At 57.4% G+C, this 14,712-nt stretch carries 14 protein-coding genes and 2 pseudogenes; 6 read left to right on the forward strand and 10 right to left on the reverse strand.

The window, feature by feature from the left end; genetic code table 11:
- Nucleotides 1-145 precede the first annotated feature (145 nt).
- Nucleotides 146-1,258, reverse strand: coding sequence for an LOG family protein (locus AACY44_RS13395; RefSeq protein ID WP_339455581.1), 1,113 nt, complete (start codon nucleotides 1,256-1,258; stop codon nucleotides 146-148).
- Between the two features lie 293 nt (nucleotides 1,259-1,551).
- Nucleotides 1,552-1,992, reverse strand: coding sequence for a PA3611 family quorum-sensing-regulated virulence factor (locus tag AACY44_RS13400; protein ID WP_049709734.1), 441 nt, complete (start codon nucleotides 1,990-1,992; stop codon nucleotides 1,552-1,554).
- A gap of 179 nt (nucleotides 1,993-2,171) precedes the next feature.
- Here AACY44_RS13400 and AACY44_RS13405 point away from each other — a divergent pair, with 179 nt between their 5' ends.
- The 3 genes from AACY44_RS13405 to AACY44_RS13415 all read left to right on the forward strand — a co-directional run bounded on the left by AACY44_RS13405 (nucleotide 2,172) and on the right by AACY44_RS13415 (nucleotide 4,232).
- A complete protein-coding gene (locus AACY44_RS13405; protein ID WP_339427108.1) occupies nucleotides 2,172-2,891 on the forward strand; it encodes a tRNA-uridine aminocarboxypropyltransferase in 720 nt (239 codons plus the stop codon).
- Between the two features lie 252 nt (nucleotides 2,892-3,143).
- Entirely contained in the window at nucleotides 3,144-3,794 is a 651-nt protein-coding gene (gene erdR / locus AACY44_RS13410; protein ID WP_065872500.1) for a response regulator transcription factor ErdR, read from the forward strand.
- A 75-nt stretch (nucleotides 3,795-3,869) separates the two neighbouring features.
- On the forward strand, nucleotides 3,870-4,232 hold the full coding sequence (locus AACY44_RS13415; protein ID WP_339418227.1) for a diacylglycerol kinase: 363 nt from the start codon (nucleotides 3,870-3,872) through the stop codon (nucleotides 4,230-4,232).
- Between the two features lie 3 nt (nucleotides 4,233-4,235).
- On the opposite strand, the gene AACY44_RS13420 is transcribed toward AACY44_RS13415, so the two are convergent.
- Nucleotides 4,236-5,162 (reverse strand): LysR family transcriptional regulator, encoded by a 927-nt coding sequence (locus AACY44_RS13420; RefSeq protein WP_049709730.1) that lies wholly within the window; start codon nucleotides 5,160-5,162, stop codon nucleotides 4,236-4,238.
- Between the two features lie 125 nt (nucleotides 5,163-5,287).
- On the opposite strand from AACY44_RS13420, the gene fpr reads away from it, so the two are divergent.
- A complete protein-coding gene (gene fpr, locus AACY44_RS13425; protein ID WP_003172178.1) occupies nucleotides 5,288-6,067 on the forward strand; it encodes a ferredoxin-NADP reductase in 780 nt (259 codons plus the stop codon).
- 45 nt (nucleotides 6,068-6,112) lie between these two features.
- Here the strand turns inward: fpr and tsaA are convergent, their stop codons facing one another.
- The 7 genes and pseudogenes from tsaA to AACY44_RS13460 all read right to left on the reverse strand — a co-directional run bounded on the left by tsaA (nucleotide 6,113) and on the right by AACY44_RS13460 (nucleotide 11,745).
- On the reverse strand, nucleotides 6,113-6,808 hold the full coding sequence (gene tsaA / locus AACY44_RS13430; RefSeq protein ID WP_339418224.1) for a tRNA (N6-threonylcarbamoyladenosine(37)-N6)-methyltransferase TrmO: 696 nt from the start codon (nucleotides 6,806-6,808) through the stop codon (nucleotides 6,113-6,115).
- A 3-nt stretch (nucleotides 6,809-6,811) separates the two neighbouring features.
- On the reverse strand, nucleotides 6,812-7,273 hold the full coding sequence (locus AACY44_RS13435; RefSeq protein WP_049709728.1) for a YehS family protein: 462 nt from the start codon (nucleotides 7,271-7,273) through the stop codon (nucleotides 6,812-6,814).
- Nucleotides 7,274-7,341: 68 nt separating this feature from the next.
- A complete protein-coding gene (locus AACY44_RS13440; RefSeq protein ID WP_339418223.1) occupies nucleotides 7,342-8,052 on the reverse strand; it encodes an rRNA pseudouridine synthase in 711 nt (236 codons plus the stop codon).
- A gap of 71 nt (nucleotides 8,053-8,123) precedes the next feature.
- Nucleotides 8,124-8,597, reverse strand: coding sequence for a GNAT family N-acetyltransferase (locus AACY44_RS13445; protein WP_339418222.1), 474 nt, complete (start codon nucleotides 8,595-8,597; stop codon nucleotides 8,124-8,126).
- Nucleotides 8,598-8,694: 97 nt separating this feature from the next.
- Nucleotides 8,695-10,020: a 30S ribosomal protein S12 methylthiotransferase RimO gene (gene rimO / locus AACY44_RS13450; protein WP_339418220.1), complete on the reverse strand. Its 1,326-nt coding sequence runs from the start codon at nucleotides 10,018-10,020 to the stop codon at nucleotides 8,695-8,697.
- A 127-nt stretch (nucleotides 10,021-10,147) separates the two neighbouring features.
- Nucleotides 10,148-10,405: pseudogene (locus tag AACY44_RS13455) on the reverse strand (transposase); the annotation flags it as partial.
- 395 nt (nucleotides 10,406-10,800) lie between these two features.
- A complete protein-coding gene (locus AACY44_RS13460; protein ID WP_339530406.1) occupies nucleotides 10,801-11,745 on the reverse strand; it encodes a fimbrial protein in 945 nt (314 codons plus the stop codon).
- 168 nt (nucleotides 11,746-11,913) lie between these two features.
- On the opposite strand from AACY44_RS13460, the pseudogene AACY44_RS13465 reads away from it, so the two are divergent.
- A pseudogene (locus AACY44_RS13465) lies at nucleotides 11,914-12,422 on the forward strand (helix-turn-helix domain-containing protein); the annotation flags it as partial.
- A 343-nt stretch (nucleotides 12,423-12,765) separates the two neighbouring features.
- Nucleotides 12,766-14,667: a potassium transporter Kup gene (locus AACY44_RS13470; RefSeq protein WP_339418218.1), complete on the forward strand. Its 1,902-nt coding sequence runs from the start codon at nucleotides 12,766-12,768 to the stop codon at nucleotides 14,665-14,667.
- Nucleotides 14,668-14,712 lie beyond the last annotated feature (45 nt).

Consider the following 14,712-nt stretch of genomic DNA (forward strand, 5'->3'; position numbering starts at 1 on the left):
AAAAGGGAAGAAAAGTATTAATATCACGCATAAGAACGCCGGTTTTTTAGATGTGTTTGCTCGCACGAACATCATCCATCAAATCGGCGTTCTTGTTTCTGTCTTTCCCGTGATTCCGTGAAGAACCTTTTTTTTGCTCAAAAAATCACGCCGGCTCCGGCTCCACCCGCTGCTGAGCCTTCCCCTGAGCCTGCGCCCAGTTCTCCGGTAAATTGATGTAATCCACCAGCTCCCGTAGCCGGCCCTGGTCGCGCCCGTTGAAGTTGAACACCAGTCGCGTCAAATGACTGAACCTTGGCTCGTCATGTTCTTTGCCGGTATACCCGTGCTGCTGGAAGTCCCCACTCAGCCGCAAGCTGGCAAACTCGCTCTGCAAATGGGCCAATGCCCGCTCACTGAGCGGATGATTCATGCGTACTACAAACTCACGTTTCAACCAGCGCGTGGAGTGGAAGTTGGCATAAAACTGGTTGATCTCTTCCACTGCCTCTTCGGCGCTGTACACCAGGCGTACCAGCTTGAGGTCGGTAGGCAGGATATAGCGGTTGGCTTCCAACTGACTGCGGATAAAATCCAGGGCACCCTGCCAAAACCCGCCGCCTGGCGCGTCCAACAGCACTACCGGTACCAGCGGGCTCTTGCCGGTCTGGATCAGGGTTAACACTTCCAACGCTTCATCCAGCGTGCCGAAACCGCCTGGGCACAACACCAATGCGTCGGCTTCCTTGACGAAGAACAGCTTGCGGGTAAAGAAGAAGTGGAAGGACAGCAGGTTCTCAGTGCCATCAATGGTCGGGTTGGCATGCTGTTCAAACGGCAGGGTGATGTTGAACCCCAGGCTGTGTTCAAGGCCGGCGCCTTCATGGGCGGCGGCCATGATGCCGCCGCCACCGCCGGTGATCACCATCAGGTCCGAGCGTGCCAGCGCTGCGCCGACTTCCCGGGCGAGGGCGTACAGCGGGCTTTCCACTGGAGTGCGTGCCGAGCCGAACACTGTCACTTTGCGGCGACCCTTGAACTGTTCGAGCGCGCGGAAGGCATGGTCCAATTCGCGGATAGCTTGGAGGGTGATCTTGGCGTTCCAGCGGTTGCGGTCGTCCTGGGCCATGCGCAGCACGGTGAGGATCATGTCGCGATACAGGGGGATATTCGGGCTGTTGGGAGCGATCAGTTGGAGTTGAGCTTCGACCTGCTGCGTGAGGTCGGCCCCGTTCTCTTCAAAATGTCGAAGCAGGCGGTCATTCGGTTCGTAAGGCATTCAACGTCTCCTTCTTGCAGGGCCCGGGTGGCCGACGAGAGGTTCGCCGGAGGCTACGACACTGCATGTGTCGCTGCTTGCCGCAGGGGGCAACCTTCTTTTGCCCTGAAAATGTTACAGAACAGCATGAACAATGCTGTGAATAAATGGCTGGAATGACTTGATCATGTGCCGAAAAACCCTTGGCTGGCAACCACTTATTGGTCGCTCAATAGGGGGGGCTTAGTTGCCTGGAAGGAGTTGGCGCGGGGGGAGTGCGCGCTGCCGGACAGCAGCGCGCGAAGGTAAAACGGCTACTTTTTCTTTTTCGCCGCAGCCGGTGCCGGGCAATCTGCTTCAACGAATTTGACCGACGCCACAGGACGGTTGGTCTTGTTCTCGGTGATTTCGTAGCGCATCACTGCACCTTTGGCCATCAGTTCGCGGTAGCCTTTGTTCAGGCACACGCTTTGGCCAAGCTGGAAGTACACAGCCTTGGGGTTGGCGCGCATCTGTTCGGCGCGGTCGGACATCACGCTCAGGTGATCGATCAGTTGCATGCCTTCAACGGTGTAGGCCACTTCCAGGGTTTTTTCGTCGATTTCCCGGGGCAGGTCCTTATTGCTCTCAGCCGCGACGCTTTGCAGCTTTCTGTTCATTTGGGCCTCCAGCAGCGAGGCCGCCTGGGCGCACACGGGCAATACCAGCGCGAGGGCGACGGATGGGGCGACAAGACGCAGCATGGAACGCAGCATGAAACTCTCCTGATTCGGTTACTGGTGCATAGACCAGCCACTGTGCTGTGCGTTCAGTGGCGCGCAATTATAGGTGTGCCCTTGCCACTACAGCCAGGCGTATCGCTGGTAAACTGCGGCCACTTAAGCCTTTCACGAGTTTCCACCGTGTCGATTTACCCGTTTCACCGGCGCATCCGATGAGCCACGCCGTCTCCCGCCTGCGTACCCAACGTCTGGCTCGCGCCGTGCGGCCGTTCCTCAATCGTGGGTCGCGTGCCGAACGCTGCCCCGGTTGCCGGGTCATCCCGCAATACTGCCTGTGTGCCTGGCGCCCCGAAGTCGAGGCCCGATCTGCCATGTGTCTACTGATGCATGACGTGGAACCGATGAAGCCCAGCAACACCGGCTGGCTGATCGCCGACGTAATCGACGACACCACCGCATTCGCCTGGTCGCGCACCGAAGTCGATCCGGACTTGCTCACCTTGTTGGCCGATCCGCAGTGGCAGCCCTACATCGTGTTCCCTGGTGAATTTGTGGCGCCCGAGCGTGTTGTCAGTGAAGTAAAGGTGGAGGAGGGCAAGCGCCCGTTGTTCATCTTGCTGGATGGCACTTGGAGTGAAGCGCGCAAGATGTTCCGCAAAAGCCCCTACCTTGAGCATTTGCCGGTACTCAGCCTGGCGCCGGAGCAACTGTCGCGCTATAAACTGCGCCGGTCCAAGCGTGATGATCATTTTTGCACCGCCGAAGTCGCCGCCCTGTGCCTCGAACTGGCCGATGACCAGGCTGCCTGCGAAGTACTCGATGCCTACCTCGACGTGTTCAGCACGCATTACCTGGCGGCCAAATTCCAGTTACCCCTGGACCCGACGGACATCGTCCATACTCGTCTTGCTCCCTATATACCTGCGGGATAGCCAGACGACGTTTGCATGATGGCACCCTAAACCCGCACGCCGCTAAAATGCCCGTGGGCGTAGTGCTTGACCCCCCAGGCTACGCTGGGCATGCTGAGCGCCGATTGGGGTGCAACCGTGAATTTTCGACGTCGTTTCAGGTGCTTTTGACGTTGAGCGTGCCCTGTGGCGACAGCTGCCTGGCTGCCGCCTTGTGTACTGGCGAGCCCTGAACCCATCAGGGCTCCCATAAAAAACAGGATCATTTAATCAATGGCCACATACGAAATCCTGATAGCCGATGACCACCCGCTGTTTCGCAGTGCGCTGCATCAAGCCGTGACCCTGGGCCTTGGCCCGGACGTGCGGCTGGTCGAAGTGGCCAGCATTGCCGAGCTGGAAGCCCGCCTTGCCGAAAAGTCCGACTGGGACTTGGTGCTGCTCGACCTGAATATGCCCGGCGCCTATGGTTTTTCCGGGCTGGTGCTGTTGCGCGGGCAATACCCGCAGATCCCCGTGGTGATGGTTTCGGCCCAGGAAGACGCCGATGTGGTGGTGCGCTCCAAGGAGTTTGGCGCCAGTGGTTTCATCCCCAAGTCCAGTGCCATGGAAGATATCCAGAAAGCCGTGCGCACCGTGCTTGATGGCGATGTGTCCTGGCCGCCGCAAGCGTTTGAAGAAATTAACGTGTCCGACGAAGCCAAGGCCGCGCGCGATGGACTGGCCAGCCTGACGCCGCAGCAGTTTCGTGTGCTGACCATGGTTTGCGAAGGTTTGTTGAACAAGCAGATTGCCTACGAGCTGAGCGTATCTGAAGCGACCATCAAGGCCCATGTCACGGCGATCTTCCGCAAGCTGGGCGTGCGTACGCGCACCCAGGCGGCATTGCTCCTACAACAACTTGAGTCAATCTCGCAGCATTAAGCGTTGAGCGGTTCACGCTTTTTTGACTTGGCGTGATCTAGTTTCCCCACTTCTTTGGTTCAGTTGCCTACGTCTATGTCGCCTTTCAAGGGTCAAACCGGTATCAAGCGTATCTTTAATGCAGGGGGTTATTCCCTGGATGGCCTGCGCGCGGCCTTCACAGGCGAGGCAGCATTCCGCCAGTTGGTGTTGCTGAACGTCATCCTGATCCCGCTGAGCTTTTTCCTGACTGTCAGCCGCGTCGAACGCGCGTTGTTGATCGCCGTGTGCCTGCTGGCCTTGATCGTCGAGCTGCTCAACTCGGCGGTTGAAGCCGCCATCGACCGCATCTCCCTGGACCGCCACCCGCTGTCGAAAAACGCCAAGGACATGGGCAGCGCTGCGCAGTTTGTCGCGCTGACCATGATCACGCTGGTGTGGGCTGTGATCCTGATCTAAGGCTCAGGCAATGCTCGGCAGCACGATCTCGTCGCTGCGCTGGACTCCAGCGGTAAAGGCCCGGCAAAGTTCCAGGAACTCGCGCATCGCTGAGGTCTGGTACTTCTGTTTATGCCAGATGAAGTAGAACTGCCGGGCCAGGTCCAGGTCCGGGGTTTCCACCGGCACCAAACTGCCACGTCGGAACGCGTCGCGCAGCGCCAGCCGCGAAATACAGCCAATCCCCAACCCTGACTCCACCGCCCGTTTGATGGCCTCAGTGTGTTCCAGCTCCAGGCGGATATTCAGCGCGCTGCGGTGATGGCGCATGGCCTGGTCAAACGTCAAGCGCGTGCCTGAGCCTTGTTCGCGCAAAATCCAGGCTTCATGAGTCAACTCTGCCATGGTCGCCACGCCACGCTTGGCCAGGTGATGCTGCGGCGCACAAAACACCACCAGCTCATCTTCCACCCAGGTTTGCACCTCGATGTCCGGGTGGCTGCAATCGCCTTCGATTAGACCCAAGTCAATTTCGTAGTGCGCGACTTGGTGCACGATATGTGCAGTGTTCTGCACATGCAGCTTCACCTGGCTCTCGGGATGTTGCTGCATAAAGCTGCCGATCAGCAGCGTGGCGAGGTAATTTCCGATGGTCAGGGTGGCGCCGACCGCCAGGGAGCCAAAACCGGACTTGCCGTTAAGCAGATCCTCGATCTCCTTGGCCTGGTCCAAAAGCGCTACGGCCTGGGGCAACAGCTGATGACCGAGGGCGTTGAGGCTCAGGCGCTTGCCCGCACGGTCGAATAATTGGCAGCTGGATTGACGCTCCAGCTCGGTGATCGAGGTGCTGGCGGCGGATTGAGATAAGGCCAGAAGGCCAGCAGCGCGGGAGACGCTTTCCTGCTGGGCGACGGCGACGAAGACTTGCAGTTGACGGAGAGTAAATCGCATATCGATATAACCGATAACCCTTATCTTAATAATCCAGTTAACAGATATTGTCGCCGCCATTAGAATGCTGTGCAATTGCGCATCTACACCTTTGGCGCAGACCCATTTCCAGGAGTCCCCCGTACATGAGCAACATGAACCACGAGCGTGTCCTCAGTGTTCATCACTGGAACGACACTCTGTTCAGCTTCAAGTGCACCCGTGATCCGGGCCTGCGCTTCGAGAACGGTCAGTTCGTGATGATCGGCCTGCAACAGCCCAACGGCCGCCCGCTCATGCGCGCTTACTCCATTGCCAGCCCGAACTGGGAAGAGCATCTGGAGTTCTTCAGTATCAAGGTGCCAGATGGCCCGCTGACTTCCCAGTTGCAGCACTTGAAGGAAGGCGACGAGATCATCATCAGCAAGAAACCGACAGGCACCCTCGTGCTTGACGATTTGAAGCCGGGCAAACACTTGTACCTGCTCAGCACCGGTACCGGCCTTGCTCCGTTCATGAGCGTGATCCAGGACCCGGAAACCTACGAGCGCTTTGAAAAAGTGATCCTGTGCCACGGCGTGCGTTACGTCAACGAAGTCGCTTACCGCGAATTCATCACCGAGCACCTGCCGCAGAACGAATTCTTCGGCGAGGCCCTGCGTGAGAAGTTGATCTACTACCCAACCGTGACGCGCGAGCCTTTCGAAAACGAAGGCCGCCTGACCGACCTGATGCGCAGCGGTAAGTTGTTCAGCGACATCGGCCTGCCACCGATCAACCCCGAGGACGACCGCGCCATGCTGTGCGGCAGCCCGAGCATGCTGGATGAAACCAGTGAGGTGTTGAACAGCTTCGGCCTGAAAGTGTCGCCACGCATGCGTGAGCCAGGTGATTACCTGATCGAGCGCGCGTTCGTCGAGAAGTGATACTGGGTTAGTAAAAACACAGATCAAAAAATGCTTCCGGTTTCTTCAGTTGGCTGGAAGCACTTCCAGCACACAAATCAGCCCAGCCTCGGGATAGTGCCAACGCACATCCACATCCCAGAACTGCGCGCCGTACTCTCGCTCCGGCCCCGGCGTCTGATACGCCGGCCGCGGGTCCTGCGCCAGGCACTGTTCAATCAACGCCACCAGCGGCTCATCCAAGCGCTGAGCGTGGCTCTGCGCCTGATGCAGCGCAGTCTTCAGCCATTGCACGGGAATCAGCTGCGGCGCAGCGCTGGCGATCCCGTTGGTGGCCGTGTCGACAATGTCGGCATACGGCACATACGGTTTGATATCCAGTACCGGCGTGCCATCAAGCAGGTCTATCCCGGAAATCCACAATCGCCCTGGCTCGACCCTGTCCAGTTTCACCACCGACTGGCCAATACCATTGGGGCGATGAGTCGCGCGGGTAGCAAACACGCCCATGGAGGTGTTGCCACCCAAGCGCGGCGGGCGCACTTTCAGGCGTGGCTTGTCTTCCAGGGCCTGGTGGAACAGAAACAACAGCCACACATGGCTGACCTGCTCCAGGCCCTGCACCGCCTCACCCCCGTCGAACGGCGCCACCAATTCCAGCACGCCCCGCGCGGCGGGTGCCAGCTGCGGTTGGCGCGGGATCGCGAACTTCTCCTTGAAGCAGGAGCGCACGAAACCGACGGGCGAGACGTGGTAATTCATGGCTTACGCACGAACCCGCAGGGTCAGGCCCTTGAGGAAGTTGCGCAGCAACTGGTCACCGCAGGTCCGGTAGTTGGTGTGGCCGAACTTGCGGAACAGCGCGCTCAACTCAGGCTTGGACACCGGGAACTCGGCCGCCTTGAGGATGGCGTGCATGTCGTCTTCCTTCAGTTCAAAGGCCACGCGCAGCTTCTTGAGGATGATGTTGTTGGTGATCGGGGTTTCAATCGGCTGCGGCGGACGGCTTTCGTCCTTGCCGCGCTTGAAGATCACCAGGCCATCAAGGAAGTGCGCCATGACTTCATCCGGGCAGAACACGAAACCTTCTTCCTCATCCTTCTTGAGGTAGGTCAGCAGGTCTTCCTTGGTTACGTCCATGCCGCCGAGCTTGGTGATCTCGACCATCTTGTTGTCGCTGATGTCGAGCATGTAGCGCACGCTGCGCAGTACGTCATTGTGAATCATGGTGGGCAATCCTGGTTTTCAACGGTGGACACCGCCCAGGCAGGCGGTGTCGATAATAGGGGAGCGGCTTAGAACTTCTCTTTGCCGGACAGGTAACGCCATTGGCCAACCGGCACTTTGCCGATGGACACGCCGCCGATGCGGATACGACGAATGGCGATGACCTTGAGGCCAACCGCTTCGCAAAACAGCGCGATTACACCCGGCTGCGGGTTTTTCATTGCAAAACGCAGGCGGTTTTCGTTCTGCCAGCTGGCTTTGACGGCCGGCAGTTCCTTGCCTTTGTATGTCAGGCCGTGGTTCAGGCGGTTGAGGCCGTGGGCAACCATGTCACCTTCGACTTCCACCACGTATTCCTGCTCGATCTTGGCGGCATCGGCGGTCAGCTTGCGTAGGATCTTCCAATCCTGGGTAAACACCAGAAGGCCGCTGGCCTTGGCTTGAAGGTCGGCGCTGGCGGTCAGGCGCAGGAAATGGCCCTTGAGCGGGCGCTTGCTAAAGCGGTGTTCTTCCGCGAGTGTTTCGGCGCTAATCGACGCCATGGCCGTTTCGGCCTCCACGCCCACAGGGGCGTGCAGCAGGATGGTCACCGGCTCAGGCACGGTGGCCTTGGCCTCGGGGTCGAGTTCGACCGTCTGGGTGGTGACCTTGAACTGCGGCTCGTCAATCACTTCACCGTCCACCGAGACCCAGCCGCCTTCAATGAACAGCTCAGCCTCCCGACGGGAGCAACCGACCAGTTCGATTAGACGTTTGGAGAGGCGTATGGGGTCAGTCATGACAAGGGCCGTAACAAAAGGGGGCGGCTATTGTACCTGCCTGGAGCCGGTTAATCCCGGCCCTATTTCATTTAACCCTGGCGGGCCTGTTGTTGCGCCTGGCGCAAACGCAGACGCAGCAACGGATAAGGCTGGCCGAGGCCATCATGCTCCGTGCGTCCGACTACCTCGAAGCCTTGCTTGAGGTAAAAGCCCAGGGCCTGGGGGTTCTGTTCGTTCACCTCGAGTTCGTCGGCGTTCATGCGTTCAATGGCATAGCGCAGCAATTGCCGGCCAAGGCCCTGGCCGCGGCGCTGCGGGTCGATAAACAGCATTTCGACCTTGCCCGCGGCCACGCCAGCGAACCCGGTGATGCATTGGTGCGAGTCCTTGGTGCAGATCAGCATCACCGTGTCCAGATAATGGGTCAGCACCAGATGCCTCAGCCGCTCGATGTAGCTGTCCGGCAAAAAATCGTGGGTGGCCCGCACTGAGGACTCCCAGATTTCAGTCAGTTTTTGATAATCGCTGGTTTTGGGGGTATGGATAACCGAATGCTGACGCATGCCGCTGCTTCCTGCCAGTGATGGGCGATGGGCAAACGATAGACCTAAAAAAGCCCCACATCTTGATCAGATGCAGGGCTTTTGATTTTGTCGCCGATCAGTCGCGCTTTTCAGCCCACAAATCGTACTCGTCGGCGTCCGTCACGGTGCACCAGACCTTGTCACCCGGCTTCAAACCGTTGGCATCGTCGATAAACACGTTACCATCGATTTCCGGCGCATCGAAGAAGCAGCGGCCAACCGCGCCTTGCTCGTCGACTTCGTCGATCAGCACTTCGATTTCCTTGCCGATGCGCAGTTGCAGGCGCGCCGAGCTGATAGCTTGCTGGTGAGCCATGAAACGCTCCCAACGGTCCTGCTTGACGTCGTCCGGCACGACGGCCAGGTCCAGCAGGTTCGCCGGGGCGCCTTCAACCGGCGAATACTGGAAGCAGCCGACGCGATCCAGTTGGGCTTCTGTCAGCCAGTCCAGCAGGTACTGGAAGTCTTCTTCGGTTTCGCCGGGGAAGCCGACGATGAAGGTCGAACGGATGATCAGCTCCGGGCAGACCTCGCGCCAGTTCTTGATGCGCGCCAGGGTCTTGTCCTCGAACGCCGGGCGCTTCATGGCCTTGAGCACTTTCGGGCTGGCGTGCTGGAACGGGATGTCCAGGTACGGCAGGATCTTGCCGGCGGCCATCAACGGGATCAGCTCGTCCACGTGCGGGTACGGGTAAACGTAGTGCAGGCGCACCCACACACCCAGGCTGCTCAAGGCTTCGCAGAGTTCGGTCATGCGGGTTTTGACCGGCGCGCCGTTCCAGAAACCGGTGCGGTATTTCACGTCGACGCCGTAGGCACTGGTGTCCTGGGAGATCACCAGCAGCTCTTTCACACCGGATTTGACCAGGCGCTGGGCTTCGTCAAGCACATCACCGACCGGGCGGCTCACCAGTTTGCCGCGCATCGACGGGATGATGCAGAAGCTGCAGCTGTGGTTGCAGCCCTCGGATATCTTCAGGTACGCGTAGTGGCGCGGGGTCAGCTTGATGCCTTGCGGCGGCACCAGGTCGATCAGCGGGTTGTGGTCCTGGCGTGGCGGCACCACTTGGTGCACGGCGTTGACCACCTGCTCGTACTGCTGTGGGCCGGTCACCGCGAGCACGCTTGGGTGCACATTACGGATATTGCCTTCTTCCACGCCCATGCAACCGGTGACGATGACCTTGCCGTTCTCTTTGATCGCCTCGCCGATCACCTCCAGCGACTCAGCCTTGGCCGAATCGATGAAGCCGCAGGTGTTGACCACCACCACGTCAGCGTCCTGGTAAGTGGACACAACGTCATAGCCTTCCATGCGCAGTTGCGTGAGGATGCGCTCGGAGTCAACCAGAGCCTTCGGGCACCCTAGCGACACAAACCCTACACGTGGATTATTACTCATATACTCACAGCCTGCAGGGTTAGCCCTGGTCGAAATTCTTGGCGCGCGATTCTAAGCGTTGATCAAATAATGCGCAAAAACAATTGTTGCTAATGAGTATTGTTAGCGCGTATGGAGAGACTGAAGTTAGTATGGATTTTTCTCGCTCAAGCCGGGCGATCCGGGTTTCCAGCTCCTGAATTTTCTGCTGCTCTGGGGTCAGCGCCTTGCTCTGCGGAGTGACGCCTTGGCGCTCTTTCTGAACCTGGTCAACCCTGCGGCGCAACGCTGACTCGCCAATACCGAATGAAGGGCTGGCTTCGATGTAGCTGTAGTTTTGCCTGAGTACGAAGTCGGCAGCCTCGCGTTTGAATTCAGCAGAAAGGGTACGGCGTTGTTTGGTCATTTGACACCTCGATCTTGCGAGCATTCTCGTCTAAATGAGTGTCCGGTTTCATTCGACCACTACATATGGATCAGAGAATTCTAGGTACGCGGACAAGCGTGGCGATAATGGCCCAGCGTCTAGTCGCGCCTAAGAGTTGGATAGAATCTGAGGAGGTAAATGTATTGACGATACTAAGCGATCTGCTTGACTTGTTCGACTTGATGAATTCGCAGTTTGCCATCCATACACATGGATCAACACGGCTGACGAACAATGAGGTTTTTTTCTCACGAGTTCCGCTATTTCGTTAGAACTCGCAAAAAATAGGGTCTTTCAGCTCTTTAGGTTGGATTACGATAGGCATGATAGAGGGCTCTTTAAGTCGTTTTATGTGATAAGGTAACTGAGCGAATTTATAAGTAACTCATAATGAAGGTGATCTCCGAGTTTGCGGTTCCAGCTTTTATTTCTCCAGTTCCTCCTGCTTTCTTAAAGTATCGTGCGAACATGGGGATTTCGAAATTTCCCCCGCCATTTGAGTAGTCGTTGAATGCATGTGTTAAGTTGAGATTTATTGGTTGCTCGCTACTGTCCATTAGTTGCAACGCAATGCCTTTGGCAGTTGAAGTGGAATTCAGGTTAATAATTCCTGAAGTTGGACCTATCGCAGGTGCTGTTGATGTTGCGATAAGTTTGTAATTTACTTTTTGGATGCCGGCTGGACAGTTGTTGAGTTTTATGTTGAAGCGCTTCGACGCATCGTTGTGGAAAATTTGACTCAAGTCCATGCTTCCCATGTCCACAGTTACATCGGGCGTTTCGCATGAGGGTACTACTATAGACATTCCATTGGTTGTGAGTGTAACCGGAAAAATCGTCCCTCTTTGGAGTGCTCCAATTTCTCCAGCAGGTATTCGAGCGTTATTTTTTATCGCTCCTATTTTTACAAATCTTAACGCGAAAGATGCGCCTGTGAAATAAATTGCGCTTCCGAAGTCGGGTCTAATATAATTGCTTGCCACTCCGTTATATGCTTCTCCGTCATGAATCCATTGCCACCCAATACCGGTGTCTCCAATAGGCTGTATGCTTCCGGGCACGTCCTTACCCAAGTAATTCTTGGTCCCTAGCAAATATGGGGCGGCGCAAATGTATTTGTCCTGATTGGTAATTGTAATTGGCGAGCTTTCATATATGATTTGGCCGTCAGGTGCGTCTCTAGGTATCGATGCAGTTTGGGGTAGTGTGATGTTATTCGTAAAGGCAGAGCTGCCTGGGTAGAATTGGCATGTTGCTGCGATTGCATTCGTTGTTGTGCTGCAGATAAAAAACAGTAGTAATAAATTTTTAATTTTCATAGTGGGGTGCAGCGTCTTTTATAAAAATTGGATTGTATTTTATGGTTTTTTTGGTGAGGGGCGAATAAGACGTTTCTTAAAGAGTCCGGCTAGTGTCGTGAGCGGTTAGTTCATTTTCTAGCGTGTAAAGATATACTGTGTGCCCCTCGCCTCGAGATGGTTCCACGCATGCCTCGACCAGTTGCTCCTTTTGCACTGCAACTCGCCGACGTAATTACGCTTCAAGGTTGGTTGCGCATGAGTACGCTGGAGCAAAGCCTCGGTCGGTGGGCGCGGATACTCCTTTTGCTCGCTGACGGGGTGACGCCCATGGCCATCTGTGGGGAGCTACAGATCACTTCGCCGACGGTGTTCAAGTGGCAAAAAACGCTACCTTGAGTAGGAAATCGAGGGGGCTGAGCGACCTTCCGCGTAGCGGTCAGCCCTTGAAACCGGGCGCTGAGAAAGTCAAATAAATCCTGATCTTGACAACTCAGCGGGTTTCGAAGGAGGCAACGCATTGGAGCGTTCGGTTGATGGCCAAATACGCGCACGTTACCACCTGGCGAGTTCGACAAATCTGGGCGGCGCCCGATCTCAAATCGCACCTACTGAAGACATTCAAGGTCAGCAATGATCCGCACTTCGCCGAAAAGGTCATTGATGTGGTCGGATTCTATCTGAGTCCCCCGGTCAACCCAGGGAAAAAAAGCCAACCTTGGGGTTGGCTTTTGCGATGGTGGTGGACATGTCTAACCTCGGTATTGAATGACGCTGCCGGTCGTGCACGACGAGACAACGGATGGGCACTTGAAGTGTGCCTCTGATCAAAAAGTGCGCAATTCTAGCGACGGGCAGCGCACTTGACCAGCTTTATGCAGCGAAAAGCGACGAGTGCTGCGCTATGCTTCGCGCCGTTGCGCGTAGGTAAAATCCTAAGGTCAACAAAACGTCTGTTACGAGAAGTAAAACAGCGCATGCTAGGGTCCGCTTAGAGGCGTTGTTTATAAAGACCGCAGGTCAGAAGGGCAGGAGTGGTTGATGGGTCAGGCAAGTAGTCCGGCGGCAGGCGCCGAGCATTCCACCGCAAAGCCGATTGGCATGCTGGTGGCAGCGGTCGGGGTGGTTTACGGCGATATCGGGACCAGCCCGCTCTACACCCTTAAAGAGGTGTTCAGCGGCGGCTATGGGGTTCAGGTCAACCATGACGGTGTGTTGGGGATCCTGGCGCTGATCTTCTGGTCGCTGATCTGGGTCGTTTCGATCAAATACATGCTGTTTGTGCTGCGCGCCGACAACCAAGGCGAGGGCGGCATCATGGCCCTGACTGCACTGGCGCGACGGGCGGCGGGGGAGCGCAAGAAGCTGCGCAGCTTCCTGGTGGTGTGTGGCCTGTGCGGCGCGGCGCTGTTCTACGGCGACAGCATGATCACCCCGGCGATTTCCGTGTTATCGGCGATCGAAGGCCTGGAGCTGGCGTTCGACGGCTTGGAAAAATGGGTCGTGCCCATCGCCCTTGTCGTGCTGGTGGCCTTGTTCCTGATCCAAAAGCACGGCACTGACCACATCGGCAAGCTGTTTGGGCCTGTGATGGTGACCTGGTTCCTGGTCCTGGGCGGTCTCGGTGTGTATGGCATCACCCTGCATCCTGAGGTGCTCAGTGCCATGAACCCGATGTGGGCGGTGCGATTCTTCGAGGCTCACCCGGGCATTGGCGTGGCTATCCTTGGCGCGGTGGTGCTGGCACTGACCGGCGCCGAAGCACTGTACGCCGACATGGGCCACTTCGGCCGCAAACCCATTGCCCGCGCCTGGTTCATGCTGGTGCTGCCGGCGCTGGTACTCAATTATTTCGGCCAAGGCGCGATGCTGCTGGGTGACCCGGAAGCCGCGCGTAACCCGTTCTACCTGCTGGCACCCAGCTGGGCGTTGATCCCGCTGGTGGTGTTGTCCACCCTGGCCACGGTGATTGCGTCCCAGGCAGTGATTTCCGGTGCGTTCTCGTTGACGCGCCAGGCGATCCAGTTGGGGTACATCCCGCGCATGCATATCCAGCACACCTCCAGTGCCGAGCAGGGCCAGATCTACATCGGCGCGGTGAACTGGTCGCTGATGGTGGGTGTGATCCTGTTGGTGCTGGGTTTCGAATCCTCCAACGCACTGGCGTCAGCTTACGGCGTGGCGGTAACCGGCACCATGCTGATGACCACCATCCTGGTGTCGGCGGTGATGTTGCTGCTATGGAAATGGCCTCCGATTCTGGCCGTGCCGGTCTTGGTCTGCTGCCTGCTGGTGGACGGGCTCTACTTCGCTGCCAACGTGCCGAAGATCATCCAGGGCGGTGCCTTCCCGGTTTTGGCGGGGATTGTGTTGTTCGTGCTGATGACCACCTGGAAGCGCGGCAAACAATTGCTGGTGGAGCGCCTCGACGAAGGCGGCCTGCCATTGCCGATTTTTATCAGCAGCATTCGCGTCCAGCCGCCCCACCGGGTGCAGGGTACCGCCGTGTTTCTCACCGCACGCCCGGACGCTGTGCCCCACGCGCTGTTGCACAACCTGCTGCATAACCAGGTGTTGCATGAACAAGTGGTGTTGCTGACGGTGGTCTACGAAGACATTCCTCGCGTGCCGGCGGCACGGCGCTTCGAAGTGGATTCCTACGGCGAAGGCTTCTTCCGCGTGATCCTGCACTTTGGTTTTACCGACGAGCCGGACGTGCCCGAAGCGCTGAAGTTGTGTCACTTGGATGACCTGGATTTCAGCCCGATGCGCACCACGTACTTCCTCAGCCGCGAGACGGTGATCGCCTCTCGCATCAAGGGCATGGCGCGCTGGCGCGAGGCGTTGTTCGCGTTCATGTTGAAGAATGCCAACGGCAACCTGCGCTTCTTCAAACTCCCGGTAAACCGAGTGATCGAGCTGGGCACCCAGGTCGAAATGTAAGCTTTTGCAACGCGGGAGCCGGTAATCGGCTCCCGCTTCTCTTTC

Origin of the sequence: Pseudomonas sp. RA_15y_Pfl1_P11 (assembly GCF_963970975.1) — a bacterium.
Lineage (GTDB): Bacteria > Pseudomonadota > Gammaproteobacteria > Pseudomonadales > Pseudomonadaceae > Aquipseudomonas > Aquipseudomonas tritici.